The sequence below is a fragment of the Streptomyces sp. NTD91 genome, assembly GCF_059510455.1.
The window spans coordinates 1-15153 of record NZ_JCAJZW010000062.1; the positions used below are offsets into that span (position 1 = coordinate 1).

Sequence of the window (15153 nt, forward strand, 5' to 3'; positions counted from 1 at the left end):
GGCGTCTGGTGCGGTGCATCGCAAGGCGGAGGGTCGTCCTCGTACGGGCGTACGGGGACGGTCCCGACGACGCGGCGAGGTGCCGTGCCAGGCGTCGCGGACCGGACGGGACTTTCGAAACACGCCCTAGTACCCCGGCGGGCGAGCGCCCGCCCGTCGAGGAGCGGCGTCCGGTGCGTGCTGTCGGTGTGCCGGCCGGAAGCCCTCGTACTCGACGTACTCGGGCTTTCGGCCGGTGCGGCGAGTGGGGGCACCTCCCACACCCCCAGGCAGTGGGGGAGCGTGCCGGGCGTCGCGACGGGGCGAACGTCGCCTGTTGGGGGGCACCCGGTACCGCCCCGACGGATATGAAGGTCCGTCAGAGACGTTCGACCACGGTGACGTTGGCCTGGCCCCCGCCCTCGCACATGGTCTGCAGGCCGTAGCGTCCGCCGGTGCGTTCCAGTTCGTGCAGCAGCGTGGTCATGAGCCTGGTGCCGGTGGCGCCCAGGGGGTGGCCCAGGGCGATGGCGCCGCCGTTGACGTTGACCTTCTCCGGGTCGGCGCCGGTCTCCTTCAGCCAGGCGAGGACCACGGAGGCGAAGGCCTCGTTGATCTCCACGAGATCGATGTCGCCGAGGGTCATGCCGGCCTTCTTCAGGGCGTACGCCGTGGCGGGGATCGGCGCGGACAGCATCCGGATGGGGTCCTCGCCGCGCACCGAGAGGTGGTGGATGCGGGCGCGGGGTGTCAGACCGTGCTCCCGTACGGCTCGTTCGCTCGCGATGAGCAGGGCGGAGGCGCCGTCGGAGACCTGGGAGGAGACGGCGGCGGTCAGCCGGCCACCGTCGATGACCGGCCCCAGGGCCGCCATCTTCTCCAGCGTGGTGTCACGGCGGGGGCCCTCGTCGGTGGCGACCTCGCCGTAGGGCACGAGCTCCCGGTCGAAGCGGCCCTCGTCGATGGCGCGGACGGCCCGCCGGTGGGAGCGCAGCGCGTACTCCTCCATGGCGCGGCGGGAGATGCCCCACTTCTCGGCGATCATCTCGGCGCCGGCGAACTGGTTGACCGGCCGGTCGCCGTAACGGGACCGCCAGCCGGCGCAGCCGGCGTAGGGGCCCTGGGTGAGGCCGAGGGGCTCGGCGGCCTGGCGGGTGGCGTAGGCGATGGGGATCATCGACATGTTCTGCACACCGCCCGCGACCACCAGGTCCTGGGTGCCGGACAGGACGCCCTGCGCGGCGAAGTGCAGGGCCTGTTGGGAGGAGCCGCACTGGCGGTCCACGGTCACCCCGGGCACCTCCTCGGGCAGCCCGGCGGCCAGCCAGCAGGTGCGGGCGATGTCCCCGGCCTGCGGGCCGACGGTGTCGAGGCAGCCGAGGACGACGTCCTCGACGGCGGCCGGATCGACGCCGGAGCGCTCCATCAGCGCCGTCAGCACGTGGGCGCCGAGATCGGCCGGGTGGACGGCGGCGAGCCCGCCACCGCGCTTGCCGACCGGCGTGCGGACCGCTTCGACGATGTATGCCTCGGCCATGGCCACTCCTCCAGGTTGTCGGTGGTGTCTGTGGTGCCTGGTCCCCGGCGCGCCGCCCCCGCCCTGTCCACGTGTTCGCGGTCAGGCGTGCTGGCTGCTGACGGACAGCACCTCGCCGGTCAGGTAGGAGGCGTAGGCGCTGGCCAGGAAGACGATGACGTTGGCCACCTCCCATGGTTCGGCCCAGCGGCCGAACGCCTCACGGGCGGTCAGTTCCTCCAGCAGGTCCGGCGTGGTCACCTTCACCAGGTGCGGGTGCATGGCGAGGCTGGGCGAGACGGCGTTCACCCGCACCCCGTACTCCGCTGCCTCCACGGCGGCGCAGCGGGTGAGGGCCATGACCCCGGCCTTGGCGGCGGCGTAGTGCGCCTGACCCCGCTGCGCCCGCCAGCCGGTCACCGAGGCGTTGTTGACGACGACGCCCCCGCCGCCCGCCTCCTTCATCCGGCGCAGCGCGGCGCGGGTGCAGCGGAAGGTGCCGCCCAGGGTGACGTCGAGGACCCGGTCCCACTGCTCGTCGGTCATCTCGGCCAGGTCGGCGGTGCCGCCGAGCCCGGCGTTGTTGACGACGACGTCCAGGCGCCCGTGTCTGCCGGCCACGAAGTCGAAGAGCGCGCCGACCTGCTCCTCGTCGGTGACGTCGCAGGGCAGTGCCGCGACGCGGTCCGCGCCGAACTCCGCCGCCAGCGCCGCCTCCGACTGTGTCAGCCTGCGCGCGTGGGCGTCGGAGACGACGACGCGGGCTCCTTCCTCCAGCAGCCGGCGGGCCGTCGCGCCGCCGATACCGGCGCCCGCGGCGGCGGTGACCACGGCGGTGCGGCCCTTCAGGAGGCCGTGGCCCGGGACGTAGGGCGGCGCGGGCGTGCTCATGGGCGGCTCCGGACGACTCTCGACGTCTGACGGTCCGTCAGGTTAACCTGCCGAACACTTGTCAGGGAAGAATGGAGGCCGACACCCGATGGACCTCGACTTCTCCGCCGCCGACGACGCCTTCCGCGCCGAGGCGCGCGCCTGGCTCGTCGCGCATGTGCCCGAGACCCCGCTGCCCTCCCTGGAGACGGCGGAGGGGTTCGACGCCCACCGGGCCTGGGAGCGCACCCTGTTCACGGACCGCTGGTCGGTGGTGTCCTGGCCCGAGGAGTACGGCGGCCGCGCCGCCTCGATCCTGCGGTGGCTGGTCTTCGAGGAGGAGTACTACGCGGCCGGTGCGCCCGGCCGGGTCGGCCAGAACGGCATCGGTCTGCTGGCCCCGACCCTCTTCGAGCACGGGACGCCGGAGCAGTGCGCGCGCGTCCTGCCGCCCATGGCGAGCGGCGAGGTGATCTGGGCCCAGGCCTGGTCCGAGCCGGAGGCCGGATCCGACCTCGCCGCCCTGCGCTCCACCGCGCGCCGGACCGACGGCGGCTGGCTGCTCTCCGGCCACAAGACCTGGTCCTCCCGGGCGGCGTTCGCCGACCGGGCCTTCGGCCTCTTCCGCAGCGACCCGCGCACCGAGAAACCCCACCAGGGCCTTACCTACGTGATGTTTCCGCTGGACGCGGACGGTGTGACCGTCCGCCCCATCGGGCGTCTGGACGGCAAGCCGGCCTTCGCCGAGCTCTTCCTCGACGACGTCTTCGTGCCCGACGAGGACGTCATCGGCGAGCCCGGCCGGGGCTGGCGGGTCGCGATGAGCACCGCGGGCAGCGAACGCGGGTTCACCCTGCGCAGCCCCGGCCGGTTCACCGCCGCCGCCGACCGGCTGACCCGGCTGTGGCGCGAGCGGGCCGACCCGTCCGACACCGCGCTGCGCGACCGGGTCGCCGACGCGGTGACCGGCGCCCGCGCCTACCAGTTGTTCGCCTACGCGGCCGCCTCGCGCCCGGCGTCGGGAGGCTCGGCGGTGCCGAGCCTGAACAAGGTGTTCTGGTCCGAGTTGGACCTCGCCCTGCACGAGACCGCCCTCGACCTGCTCGGCCCCTACGGCGACCTCGCCGACGACGCCGGGGAGGCGCCCGCGCACGGCGGCTGGGCCGAGGGCTACGTCTTCTCCCTCGCCGGCCCCATCTACGCGGGCACGAACGAGATCCAGCGCGACATCATCGCCGAGCGGCTGCTCGGCCTGCCGAAGGGACGCCGGTGATGCGGTTCCTCCTCGACGACGAGCAGCGCGACCTCGCCCGCACGCTGGACGCCCTGCTGACGGCGGCGGACACTCCGGCCGTCGTACGGGCCTGGGCGGCCGGGCGCACCGAGCCGGGCCGCGCCCTGTGGACCCGGCTGGCCGAGGCCGGGGTCTTCACGCTCGCGGTGCCCGAGCAGTACGGCGGACTGGGCCTGCTGCCGGTCGAACTGGTCGTCGCCTTCACCGAGTCGGGCCGTCACGCGGTGCCGGGGCCGCTGGTGGAGACGGTCGCGGCAGCGGCCCTCCTGGAACGTCTGGGCGACGCGACGGCGGCGGCCGCCTGGCTGCCGGGGATCGCCGCCGGCAGGGTCGTCGGCTCCTTGTGCGTGCTCTCCTCCGGCAGCCCCTACGCCCTGGACGCCGACGCCGCCGACGCGGTGTTCGTCGTCGCGGGCGACACCGTGCGCCTGGCCGAGGCGCACGGTCCCGTCCAGCCCGCGCTCGACCCGGCCCGGCGGCCGGCCCGCCCGCTCGGCGGCATCGTGCTGGCGGAGGGACCGGCGGTCGCCGCCGCGGCCACGCACGCCGCCGATGTCGCGGCGCTGGCCACCGCGGCGCAGGCGCTCGGGCTGGGCCGCGCCCTGCTGGACCGGACCGTCGAACACGTCCGGCGGCGCACGCAGTTCGGCGTCGCGATCGGCTCCTTCCAGGCGGTCAAGCACCGGCTGGCCGACACGCTCATCGCCCTGGAGTTCGCCCGGCCCCTCGTCCACGCCGCCGCGTTGGCGCTGGCACGGGATGCCGACGGCGGCGGACGCGAGATCGCCGCGGCGAAGGTCCGCGCCTGCGAGGCCGCGTCGGGCGCGGCACGCACCGCTCTCCACCTGCACGGTGCCCTCGGTTACACCGAGGAGCTGGATTTGTCCCTGTGGATCCGCAAGGCCCGCGCGCTGCGCACCTCGTGGGGCACGCCGTCGTCCTGCCGGGCCCGGGTGCTCGCGCCCTGACCGGTTGTCGCCGGGGCTCAGTGGTTGGGTTCCGCCGTGCTGATCCCGGCCAGCGCCGAGTGCGGGTCCTCCACGGCCGCCAGGTCGCCGAGGCTGACCATCCCGACCGGACAGCCGCCGTGTTCCACGACGGGAAGCCGGCGCAAGCCGTGGTCGCGCATCAGCTCGGTCGCACGGTCCGTGGTGTCCTCCGGGCTCAGGGTGAGCACCGGCGGCCGACTGCACACCGTGCCGACCGTGGTGGTGTGCGGGTCCAGTCCCGCGGCCAGCGTGCGCACCACGATGTCGCGGTCGGTGAGCACTCCGAACAGATCGCAGTCGTAGGCGACCAGGACGTCGCCGATGTCGTGCTCACGCATGAGGAGCGCGGCCCGTTCCACCGAGGTCATCGGCTCCACTGCCACCACGCCGGGCGACATCACGTCACGTATCCGCCGGGTCATCGGGCACCTCCCGGATCCGAGATGGTGAGGCGTACGTCTCGCCCGCCGCGTAGCCCGGCACGGCGCGGGCAAACCCCGTGCCCCGGGCTCGGTCGGCGCCACGGCGCGCCCGGCGGGACAATCGAGACGAGGGCTCGCAGAAGGGATCACGGCAGCCATGGTCGGTGACATCAGCGACGAGCTGCGCGCACGGCGCGAGGGCGACAACGGCCACCGCTCGATGCCGCACACGGCGGACCTGCGTCTGCAGGCGTGGGGCACCACCCGGGAGCACTGCCTCGGCGAGGCCGTGCGCGCCATGGTCGAGGCCTTCGCGGACGTGTCGCAGGCGCATCCCACCACGATGGAACGGGTCCGCCTCGCTCCCGGCGACGACGCGGATCTGCTGGTGGCGCTGCTGGACGAGGTGGTCTACCGGCTCGAGGTGACCGGCCGGATCCCGGTCGACGTGGAGGTGGAGCCCGCCGACGACGGCGGGCTGGAGGTACGGCTGTCCCTCGCCTGCCTGGCGGACGTCGGCATCGTCGGTGCGGTGCCCAAGGGCGTCTCCTGGCAGGACCTGCACATCGGCCCGGACGCGTACGGCTGGTCCTGTTCGGTGATCGTGGACGTGTGACCGCGCCCGGCCTCCGCCTCAGCCCTTCACCACGCCGAGCGGCACCAGCCGGGCGACCTTCCGGCACAGCCCCGCCCCCTCGCTCGCGGCGACCACGGCGTCGACGTCCTTGTAGGCCTCCGGTGTCTCCTCCGTCAGGCCGCGCCAGGACTTCGGGCGCGCCGCGATGCCCGCCCGGCGCAGCCGTGCCCGCAGCTCGCTGCCGGTGACGGAGCGGGCGGCCTGGTGACGGCTCATGGTGCGGCCCGCGCCATGACAGGTGGAGTGGAAGGCGTCGCCGCCGGACACCCCGGCCAGCACGTACGACGCCGTCCCGAGGGTGCCGGGGATCAGCACCGGCTGGCCTGACTCCCGCACGTCCTCGGGCAGTTCGGGGTGCCCGGGCGGGAAGGCGCGGGTGGCGCCCTTGCGATGCACGCACAGGCGCCGCCGCTCCCCGTCCACCGCGTGCGTCTCGATCTTGGCGAGGTTGTGGGAGACGTCGTACACCAGCGACAGCCGGACACCGGCGGTACGTCGGAACACGTCGCGCGCCGCGTCGGACAGCAGCTGCCGGTTCGCCCTGCCGTAGTTGGTCGCCGCGGCCATCGCCCCGAGATAGGCCTGTCCCTCGGGCGAGTCGACCGGTGTGCAGGCCAGCTGCCGGTCGGGGACGCTGATGCCGTACCGGGCCATGGCCCGGTCCATCAGCCGCACATGATCGGTGCAGATCTGGTGGCCGAGGCCGCGCGAGCCGCAGTGGATCATCACGCACACCTGGCCGGGTCCGATCCCGAACCGGGCGGCGGCCTCCTCGTCGTACACCTCGACGACCTGCTGCACCTCCAGGAAGTGGTTGGCGGATCCGAGGCTGCCGACCTGGCCGAGCCCCCGCTCACGGGCCCGCTGCCCGACCTGTGTCACGTCCGCGTCGGCGACGGCACCGCCGTCCTCGCAGCGCAGCAGGTCGCGCTCCTCGCCGTACCCCCGCTCCACGGCGTAGCGGGATCCTCCGGCCAGCAGCCGCTCCAGTTCGCAGGGATCGCCGAGGTGCCACACGCCTCCGGGCCCGGCCCCGCGGGGTATTGCCCGGTCCAGGCCGTCCATCACCGAGGTCAGCGCGGGCCGGAGGCCGTCGCCGTCGCAGTCGGCGGCCAGCAGCCGCACCCCGCAGGAGATGTCGAAGCCGACGCCGCCCGGCGAGACCACCCCGCCGGCGTCCACGTCGGTGGCGGCGACGCCGCCGATGGGGAAGCCGTACCCCCAGTGGATGTCCGGCATGGCGTACGAGGCGGAGACGATGCCGGGCAGCGTGGCCACGTGCGCGACCTGCTCCAGGGACTGCTCGGCGTCCGCGAGCAGCTCCCGGGACGCGAACACGATCCCGGGTACGCGCATGTCCGCCCGCTGTTCGATGCGGTAGCGGAAGGAACGTTCCTCGACCAACTCCATGGCGGCCTCCGCTCCGGCTTGGCGGCGCCCCGGGGTTCACTGTCCGTGCAGCGCGGCGAGCACGTCGTCGTCGGTCAGCTGCTCGAAGCTCTCGTACCACTCTCCCACGGCCAGGAAGACGGCGGGCCGCTGCAGGCACAGCACCTCGTCGGCCTCGCCCCGCAGCAGTTCGGCGGCCTGGGGCGAGCACACCGGCACCGCCAGCACCACCCGCTCCGGCGCCTGCCGGCGCAGCCAGCGCAGCGCCGCCCGCGCGGTCGCCCCGGTGGCCACCCCGTCGTCCACCAGGATCACCGTGCGGTCCCGCAGCTCGGGTGCGGGACGGCCCTGCCGGTACCGCTCCTCCCGGCGGCGCAGCTCCGTCCGTTCCCGCTCCACCACGTCGAGCAGGCCCTCCTCGGTGAGGCCGAATTCGTCCAGGGTCCGCTTGTCGAACAGCGGAGGATCGTCGCCCGCGAGCGCGCCCACGCCCAGCTCCTCCTGGAACGGCGCCCCGATCTTGCGCACGACGAGCACGTCGAGCGGCGCCTCCAGCGCCCGCGCCACCTCGCGGGCCACCGTCACCCCGCCGCGCGGCAGGGCCAGTACGACCGGATGCGTCAGCGCCCCGGCCTCCTGCCGGATGCGCAGCCGTTCGGCCAGCTCCCGGCCGGCATGGACACGATCATGAAACCGCATGTCCCGTCCACTCCTTCCCCGTCACCGGCGGACCGCACCTCCGGATCGGTGGCCTCGTCCAGCGAGACCCCTGCCGGCCGACCGGGCATGGCACACCTGCTCTCCGGGCGTCCCGGACGGGTACCCGGGCAGCGCCGGCACGACACGGGGATCGGCCACCCGAAGCACGGCGAGTACGGAAGGCCGAAGGGAGGAGACGGACGATGGCACGGCTGCTCGTCGACGGGGACGACCTGGTCGTACGGCTGTCCTGGCGGGAGCGGGCGGCCGCCCGCCGCGGTGAGGTGCGGGTGCCGCTGGCGGAGGTGTGCCGGGTGACGGCGGAGGCGGAGTGGTGGCGCGCCCTGCGCGGGGTCCCGCAGCGCGGCGTCTGGGCCCCCGGCGGCCGGTCGGTCGGGACGCGCGCTCACCACGGCGGGACGGACTTCGTGGCCCTGCGGGCGGGCAGACCCGTCGTGTGCGTCGAACTGCGGCCCTCCGCCGCCTTCCGCTTCCTCGCCGTGTCCGTGCCGGACATGGACGGCGCGGGGGCCACCGCACGCTCGATCGGCCGGGTCGCACCGCGGATCGACGCCTCCACGCGGTACCGGCAGCCCGTGCCGGTGGCGGAGGAACTTCCCGGCGGCAGCGCCCGCCCCAGCCTGCCCACGGGCACCGGGAAGGGCCTAGACTGCCCGCGCTGATCCCCGGCCGCGCAGCGTGCGCAGCAGGTGGTCGCGGACGCGGATCACATCCGGGTTGTCCGGGACGCCCGGCCGCTGGACCAGGTAGCCGGTGTTGATCGGCGGGTCCTCGGGCTCGTGCAGCGGGACGAGGGCGCCACAGGCCAGTTCGTCCGCGCACAGATAGCGGGGCAGCACGGAGAAGCCCGCGCCGGCCGCCACGGCGGCCTTCACACCGCGCAGGTCGGGCACGGTGACGGCGGCGGGGCAGGAGAGTCTGCGGCCGAAGACGTGGCGCCAGTAGCGGCGGGCGATGGGCAGGTCCTCCGCGTACGTCACCAGGGGAACCCCGTGCAGGGCCGAGGGGCCCTCGGTGGCGAGCGGTCCCTTCAGGCGCTCGGCCCACGACGGTGCGGCCACCAGCACGAACTCCTCGTCGCTCAGCGCCACGGCGGACAGCGCCCGGCCCCGGGGGCGGACGGTGGCGATCACCAGGTCGTGCCGCCCTGCCCGCAGTTCGGCGAGCAGGGCGTCCGTCAGCCCCGTCGCCACCCGCAGCCGCACGCCGTCCGCCACGAGCGGCGCCAGCGCCGGCAGGGCGGTGACGCAAAGGAACTCGGCCGGGCCGGCGAGGTGCACCGGTGCGGTGGTGCGGCCCGCCGCCGGGTCGGGGCCCGCGACCGCGGCGAGCAGGTCGAGACCCGGGGCGACCCGCACCGCCAGCTCGTCGGCCACGGCCGTCGGTGCGACGCCGCGCGGCAGCCGCTCGAACAGCTCACGGCCCGTCTGCCGCTCCAGGGTGCGCATCTGCGTCGTCACCGTGGGCTGCGACAGCCCGAGCAAGTGGGCGGCGCCGGTGAACGAACCCGACCGGTACACGGCGAGGAACGTGCGCAGCAGGTTGAGATCGAGAGGACCGACATCGCTCACACGGACCATTCAAGCGCCTTCCGCCATAGCAATTCCAATGCCTGACATCGAATTTCTCATTGGAACCCGATGCCTCGGCGATCTACGTTCGACGGCGTCACCCTCTGCGCGAAGGAAGCACCATGTCGAAGATCCTCTTTGTGATGACCGGCGCCGACCACTGGACGCTGGCCGACGGCACCAGGCACCCCACCGGTTTCTGGGCCGAGGAGGCGGTCACCCCCTACGGGGCGTTCAGGGCCGCCGGTCACGAGATCGTCGTCGCCACGCCGGGCGGTGTCGTCCCCACAGTCGACCGGGGCAGCCTCGCTCCCGAGGTGAACGGCGGTCAGGAGGGCGCCCACCGGATCGCGGCCGCTCTGGCCTCGTTCACCGAGATCCAGCACCCCGTCCGGCTCGAGGACGTCCGGGTGGACGACCACGACGCCGTCTTCTACCCCGGCGGCCACGGCCCCATGGAGGACCTCGCCGTCAGCCCGGTCTCCGGCAGGCTGCTCGTCGACGCGCTCGACTCCGGCAAGCCGCTCGGTGTGGTCTGCCACGGGCCGGCCGCGCTGCTCGCCGCGGTGCGAAGCGACGGTTCCAACGCCTTCGCCGGTTACCGGGTGGCCGCGTTCACCGACGCCGAGGAGAGCCAGGCGGGCTTCGCCGACAGGGCCGAGTGGCTGCTGCAGACGCGACTCGAGGAGGCGGGCGTCGACGTACGGGCCGGTGAGCCCTGGGCGCCCCACGTGGTCGTCGACCGCAACCTGGTCACCGGACAGAACCCCGCAAGCTCCGCCCCGCTCGCGGCCGAGCTGCTGAAGAAGCTGGGCTGAGGCAGGCCGGCGGGGCGACCACGCTCACCACGGGCTGGACGGACCCGCTGCGACGGAAGGCCGGCGGCGATGGAGCGGCTCTTCGCCGTCGGTGGGGCGTGTGCCGTCGCCGCCTCGGCGGACCGTCACGATCTCGGCGGCTATCGACAGGGCCGTCTCCTCCGGGGTGCGCACCGAGGTCGAGTCCGGCACGAACGCCGGGGCGTGGGAGATCGCCCGCGTCCCGGACCTCGACCGCCAGGGCCCTTTCCTCGTGGTCTGCGCCGAGGTCCACGACGGGGTCGAGCCGCTGCCGAGCGTGCGCAGCCGTCTCGGCGCCGCAGGCATCGGCTCCGAGTGGATCCAGCCGACAGGGGCCTGGGTGGGTCTGCTGTCCCTCCCCGGCGAACAGGCCGTCGCGGCGGCCGTCGGCCATCTGTCGGACATCGCCCTGTCCCGGGTCGGGCTCAGCCGCGCCTTCACCTCACCCGTGAACGCGCCGACGGCCTGGCGGCAGACCCAACTCGCCGTCCAGTGCCTGCCGTACGGCGCCCACCTGTACGGCAGCGCGCCGGTGTCGCTCCTGGCGGCCGCGTCCCCCGACACGGCGCAGGAGGTCGCGCAGGCGCTGCTCGGCCCCCTTCTCACCCTGCCCCCGAAGGAGCGGGTCACCCTGCTGGAGACGCTGCGGGCATGGTTCACCGGCGGCGGATCGACGACGGCGGCGGCGGACCGGCTGCACCGCCATCGCAACACGGTCCTGTACCGCCTCAACCGCATCGCCGAACTGACCGGCCGCCGCACCACCGACGCGGAGTCCTCCGCGGAGCTGTATCTCGCCCTGCAGGCCGTGCGGCTGACGGGGCAGCCGGGAGCGATCGGAGCGCACGGGACGCAATGAACCGGTCGACGGCCAGATGCACCGTCGCGGGGTACGGGACGGCTTCCGTGCCGTCGGACGGCGGGCCCGCCACCTGCGTCGTCGCGTACGCCGACCCGAACCCTTCCGGGTGACGCCGGTCAATGGGCCGTCCGTCGCGGCTGCCGGTGCCGATCACCGACGGGCTCGTCGAACACCGCGGGGCGGACGCGGTCCCTGGAGCAACGTCGACCGGTCCCTGGACCGGTCGGCGGGTGTCGGTTCCGAGGACGAGTTCGGTACCGAAGATCACGGACACCAGGATCGGTCGCCTGCACGCTCACCATGCCGGGGACCACGCCGCCGGACCACCGCCGCGCTCAGCCGGCCTGAAGCCGACCGGCCCCGCTCACTCCCCGGTCGTCGCGGGCCAGGTCGAACTGCACGTCCACCACTCCTTCGACGGCCCGCACCAGGCGTGCGGCCACGGGGACCAGGGCGGTGTCGCGCATGCGGCCGGTCAGGGTGGCGACTCCGTCGTGCACCTCGACCCGGACGGCCGAGGCCGGCGGACGCAGAAGGTCCCCCACGACCTCGCGGCGGATCTCCTCGGCGATGTCCTCGTCGTCGCGCAGGAAGACCTTCAGCAGGTCGGCGCGGCTGACGATGCCCTCCAGCAGGCCGGTCTCGCCGATCACGGGCAGCCGCTTGACCTTCGCCCATGCCATGGTCCGCGCCGCCTCGGCGAGGGGCGCGTCCGCCCGGACGGTGAACGCCGGGGAGGACATGAGCTCCCCGGCGGTGAGCCCCTCGGCCTTCGCCAGGTCGGCGGGGCGGCGCAGCCGGGCGTAGCCCTCCTCCGGGGCGTCGCGCAGCTCCTCCTTCGGCAGGAGGTCGGCCTCGGAGACCACGCCGACCACCCGCCCCTCGCCCTCGATCACGGGCAGGGCGCTGACCTGCCAGTCCTGCATCAACTGCACGATCTCCTTGAAGGGCGCCCGCGGGCCGACCGCGGCGACCGTGTGGGACATGACGTCGCTGACGACGTAGGAGGTGGGGTACATGGTGACTCCTCGAGGTCTTCGGCTGGGCCGGCCTGTCCTGTCGCGGTCTGCGAGGACGTCCTCTCCCTCTCAGCGTGGCCAGGCCGAAAGCGCCGTACAAGGGCCACCCGGCCCCCGTGCGGGGCCTTCGTTCCCCTCGGCGGGCCGCCGGACCTGCCGGCGCGGCGCGCCGGGGCCGGTCGGCCCCGGCCGGGGACCAGCGGCCCCTGACCCGTCCGGCGTCGCGGCTCCACCCTGGGAAGTGGATCCCCGTCCCTGGAGGTGGAGACCATGACCCGAACCGTCACCGTGGGCCTCGACGGCTCTCGGGAGAGCCGGGCAGCGGCGGAATGGGCGGCGCGCGAAGCACTGCTGCGCGGCAGTGCGCTGAAGATCCTTCATGTGTGGGAGCCCTTTCCGGCGTCGTTGCCGCAGGCGCCCCTGCTCGACTCCGAGACCCCCCGCTACTGGGCCGAGCTGATCGGCGAGTCCGCGGACGGACTCCGGCACGACCATCCCGGCGTCGAGGTGATCACCGAGCAGATCAGCGGGGATCCGGCCAAGGGCCTGAGCGAGGCGGCGGACGCGGCCGAGCTCCTGGTGCTGGGCTCGCGGGGCTTCGGCGGGATCGGCGGATTCCTGGTCGGCTCCGTCACCCTGTCCGTCGTCGCCCATGCGACGCGCCCCGTGGTGCTGATCCGGGCGGGCGAACAGGCCAGCGACGAGCACAGGCGGGACCCGGCGGGCGGGCCCTCCGTCGCGACACCGTTCCGCCCCGTCGTGCTCGGACTCGACACCGCCGAACCGGACGCGACGTTGCTGGCGTTCGCGTTCGACGCCGCCGCCCGCAGGCATGCCGCCCTGCGCGTCGTCCACGGCTGGAGCCTGCCGTCGGTGGCGCACGCCGTGTCCGCCGGATCGGAAGGCTACGAGGCCCTGGCACGCCGCGCAGCGGACGAACTGGACGAGATACTGCGCCCCTGGCGGCAGAAGTTCCCCGACGTGGACGTGTTGGAGGCGAGCCGGAACGGAAGCTCCGCGGCGGTCGTGGTGGCCGCGTCCCGCGACGCCTCCCTGGTGGTCGTCGGCCGCCGCGTCCGCACCCGCCCCCTCGGCGCCCACATCGGGCACGTCACCCACGCGGTGCTGCATCATGTCGCCGCCCCCGTCGCCGTCGTGGCGCACGACTGACCCACGCCGCTTCGAGGCTTTCCACGGGCACCTGCCGCTCGCGATCCCCGCCTCAGTCCGCCCGGCTCCCCGGCCGGGGGCCCGCGCCGCCGCGGGCTCGCCCCCCGTGGCGGGGGCTATGGAAGACGGGGACGCACCTCGAAGACACCCCACAGCCCCGTCGCCCGCAGCATGCGCAGGAAGCCGGTGTCGTCCGTGACGAGCCGCAGCCGGCCGTACCTGGCCAGGGCCCTGTTGCGGACCCGGCACAGCACGCTCAGTCCCGCGCAGTCGATGAAAGTGACCGGCCGGAGATCCAGCACCAGGTCGGGGCCCGGACCCGCGGTCAGCGCGTCGAGCCGTTGCGACAGGGCGGGCGCGGTCAGCAGGTCTATCTCCCCGTACAGCGGCAGGACGGTCGTTCCGCCGGGAGCAGGGTGGGTCACCACCGGAGCCGGTCCGGTGCCGTTCTCGGGCTCGGGTCGCGCGGGGTCGTTGTCCATGGGACGAGCGAACCGGGATCCGCGAGGTGCCGGGAAGGGCCGATCGGCCTCCGTCCCCGTCCGGCAGGGGCACGACGCGCCCCGAGCGCCCTACGCGGTGCACACACCGCCCGTACCGTGCCCCGGCAGCGCTCCCGGGCGGTCCCGGCCACCGGACGATGTGCGCCGTCCGGCCGGGCGGCCGGGGCCGGACGGCCCAAGCGGGCGCGTCGTTCCCGGCCCAAGCTGGACGGGTGGGGCGCCTCCGGCACCGCGCCGGAACCCCGAGCCCCGGCGGTAGCGACCGAAGAGGGTGGAGCGGAATGAAGGGCTTCGTGTTCCACGGCCCCGGACAGGCCTCCTGGCAGGATGTCCCCGACCCCGGCGTCAAGGAGCCGACCGACGCCGTCGTGAAGGTCGGCGCCGTCACCATCTGTGGAACGGACCTGCACATCCTCAAGGGTGACGTGCCCGAGGTGCGGCCCGGGACGGTCCTGGGCCACGAGGCGGTCGGGGAGGTCGTCGAGGCCGGCAGCGACGTACGGACCGTGCGGCCCGGGGACCGGGTGCTGATCTCCTGCATCACCTCCTGTGGACGCTGCCGCTTCTGCCGCGACGGCGCCTACGGCCAGTGCCGGGGCGGTGGAGGCTGGATCCTCGGGCATCTGATCGACGGCACCCAGGCCGAGTACGTCCGCGTCCCGCACGCCGACCTGTCCGTGCACCCACTGCCTGCCGCCCTCGCCGACCAGGACGCGGTGCTGCTCGCGGACATCTTCCCGACCTCCTACGAGGTCGGCGTCCTCAACGGGCGTGTGCGGCCCGGCGACACCGTCGCCATCGTCGGCGCCGGCCCCATCGGGCTCGCGGCGATCGCCACGGCGCGCCTGTTCACCCCGGAACGGATCATCGCGATCGACATGGTTCCGGCCCGGCTGGAGGCCGCCCGCAGGCTCGGCGCCGACGCGATCGCCGACGCCCGCGAGGAACCCGGCCGGTTGGTCGCCGACCTGACCGACGGACTCGGCGCGGACGTGGTCATCGAGGCCGTCGGCGCACCGGAGACCTTCGAGCTGTGCACCCGCATGGTCCGTCCCGGCGGTCACGTGGCCAACGTCGGCGTGCACGGCAAGCCGGCCACGCTGCACCTGGAAGACCTGTGGATCAAGAACGTGACCATCACGACCGGCCTGGTGGACACCTACTCCACCCCCGCCCTGCTGAAGATGGCCGCCGACGGCCGGCTGCCGACCGGGCGACTGGTCACCCACACCTTCCCGTTGGACCGCATGGAGGAGGCGTACGACGTCTTCTCCCGGGCCGCAGAGACCGGCGCGCTCAAGGTGGTGCTCGGTGGCGAACAGCACACGGACGTCGCCGTTCCCCCGCGGCCTGATCGAGAAGGAGAGTGACGG

General features: G+C 74.1%; 16 protein-coding genes. 8 read left to right on the top strand and 8 right to left on the bottom strand.

The genetic code is table 11. The features are described 5' to 3' along the window. Positions 1–358: 358 nt before the first annotated feature. On the bottom strand, positions 359–1516 hold the full coding sequence (locus AC5WRT_RS35885; protein ID WP_496098360.1) for an acetyl-CoA C-acetyltransferase: 1158 nt from the start codon (positions 1514–1516) through the stop codon (positions 359–361). An 81-nt stretch (positions 1517–1597) separates the two neighbouring features. After that, the gene (locus AC5WRT_RS35890) at positions 1598–2386 is read right to left on the bottom strand and encodes an SDR family oxidoreductase (protein WP_496098361.1); all 789 of its coding nucleotides are present in this window, start codon (positions 2384–2386) and stop codon (positions 1598–1600) included. An 88-nt stretch (positions 2387–2474) separates the two neighbouring features. Here AC5WRT_RS35890 and AC5WRT_RS35895 point away from each other — a divergent pair, with 88 nt between their 5' ends. Together AC5WRT_RS35895 and AC5WRT_RS35900 are read left to right on the top strand one after the other, a co-directional pair. Continuing rightward, positions 2475–3638: an acyl-CoA dehydrogenase family protein gene (locus tag AC5WRT_RS35895; protein ID WP_496100968.1), complete on the top strand. Its 1164-nt coding sequence runs from the start codon at positions 2475–2477 to the stop codon at positions 3636–3638. After that, complete coding sequence (locus tag AC5WRT_RS35900; RefSeq protein ID WP_496100969.1) at positions 3638–4627, top strand: acyl-CoA dehydrogenase family protein; 990 nt, start codon at positions 3638–3640, stop codon at positions 4625–4627. Before AC5WRT_RS35895 ends, AC5WRT_RS35900 begins: the two co-directional genes overlap by 1 nt. A gap of 17 nt (positions 4628–4644) precedes the next feature. On the opposite strand, the gene AC5WRT_RS35905 is transcribed toward AC5WRT_RS35900, so the two are convergent. Continuing rightward, on the bottom strand, positions 4645–5070 hold the full coding sequence (locus AC5WRT_RS35905; RefSeq protein ID WP_496098364.1) for a CBS domain-containing protein: 426 nt from the start codon (positions 5068–5070) through the stop codon (positions 4645–4647). A 157-nt stretch (positions 5071–5227) separates the two neighbouring features. Between AC5WRT_RS35905 and AC5WRT_RS35910 the strand changes: the two genes are divergently transcribed. Beyond that, positions 5228–5686 carry an archease gene (locus tag AC5WRT_RS35910; RefSeq protein ID WP_496098365.1) on the top strand — a complete coding sequence of 153 codons (459 nt, stop codon included), beginning with the start codon at positions 5228–5230 and terminating at the stop codon, positions 5684–5686. An 18-nt stretch (positions 5687–5704) separates the two neighbouring features. Here the strand turns inward: AC5WRT_RS35910 and AC5WRT_RS35915 are convergent, their stop codons facing one another. Further along, positions 5705–7117 (bottom strand): RtcB family protein, encoded by a 1413-nt coding sequence (locus AC5WRT_RS35915; RefSeq protein WP_496098366.1) that lies wholly within the window; start codon positions 7115–7117, stop codon positions 5705–5707. 36 nt (positions 7118–7153) lie between these two features. After that, positions 7154–7795 (bottom strand): phosphoribosyltransferase, encoded by a 642-nt coding sequence (locus AC5WRT_RS35920; RefSeq protein WP_496098367.1) that lies wholly within the window; start codon positions 7793–7795, stop codon positions 7154–7156. A 203-nt stretch (positions 7796–7998) separates the two neighbouring features. Between AC5WRT_RS35920 and AC5WRT_RS35925 the strand changes: the two genes are divergently transcribed. After that, positions 7999–8478: a hypothetical protein gene (locus AC5WRT_RS35925; protein WP_496100970.1), complete on the top strand. Its 480-nt coding sequence runs from the start codon at positions 7999–8001 to the stop codon at positions 8476–8478. On the opposite strand, the gene AC5WRT_RS35930 is transcribed toward AC5WRT_RS35925, so the two are convergent. Then, positions 8461–9387 carry a LysR family transcriptional regulator gene (locus AC5WRT_RS35930; RefSeq protein ID WP_496098369.1) on the bottom strand — a complete coding sequence of 309 codons (927 nt, stop codon included), beginning with the start codon at positions 9385–9387 and terminating at the stop codon, positions 8461–8463. The two genes, AC5WRT_RS35925 and AC5WRT_RS35930, sit on opposite strands and share 18 nt — an antisense overlap. A 122-nt stretch (positions 9388–9509) precedes the next feature. On the opposite strand from AC5WRT_RS35930, the gene AC5WRT_RS35935 reads away from it, so the two are divergent. Further along, positions 9510–10205, top strand: a complete 696-nt coding sequence (locus AC5WRT_RS35935; protein ID WP_496100971.1) for a type 1 glutamine amidotransferase domain-containing protein — start codon at positions 9510–9512, stop codon at positions 10203–10205. A 100-nt stretch (positions 10206–10305) separates the two neighbouring features. Beyond that, positions 10306–11085: a helix-turn-helix domain-containing protein gene (locus AC5WRT_RS35940; protein WP_496100972.1), complete on the top strand. Its 780-nt coding sequence runs from the start codon at positions 10306–10308 to the stop codon at positions 11083–11085. A gap of 338 nt (positions 11086–11423) precedes the next feature. Here AC5WRT_RS35940 and AC5WRT_RS35945 read toward each other — a convergent pair whose 3' ends face one another. Continuing rightward, positions 11424–12107: a CBS domain-containing protein gene (locus tag AC5WRT_RS35945; protein WP_496098372.1), complete on the bottom strand. Its 684-nt coding sequence runs from the start codon at positions 12105–12107 to the stop codon at positions 11424–11426. Between the two features lie 270 nt (positions 12108–12377). On the opposite strand from AC5WRT_RS35945, the gene AC5WRT_RS35950 reads away from it, so the two are divergent. After that, entirely contained in the window at positions 12378–13277 is a 900-nt protein-coding gene (locus AC5WRT_RS35950) for a universal stress protein (RefSeq protein ID WP_496098373.1), read from the top strand. A gap of 116 nt (positions 13278–13393) precedes the next feature. Here AC5WRT_RS35950 and AC5WRT_RS35955 read toward each other — a convergent pair whose 3' ends face one another. Then, the gene (locus AC5WRT_RS35955) at positions 13394–13759 is read right to left on the bottom strand and encodes an STAS domain-containing protein (protein ID WP_496098374.1); all 366 of its coding nucleotides are present in this window, start codon (positions 13757–13759) and stop codon (positions 13394–13396) included. Between the two features lie 302 nt (positions 13760–14061). Here AC5WRT_RS35955 and AC5WRT_RS35960 point away from each other — a divergent pair, with 302 nt between their 5' ends. After that, positions 14062–15150, top strand: coding sequence for a zinc-dependent alcohol dehydrogenase family protein (locus AC5WRT_RS35960; RefSeq protein ID WP_496100973.1), 1089 nt, complete (start codon positions 14062–14064; stop codon positions 15148–15150). Positions 15151–15153: the final 3 nt, after the last annotated feature.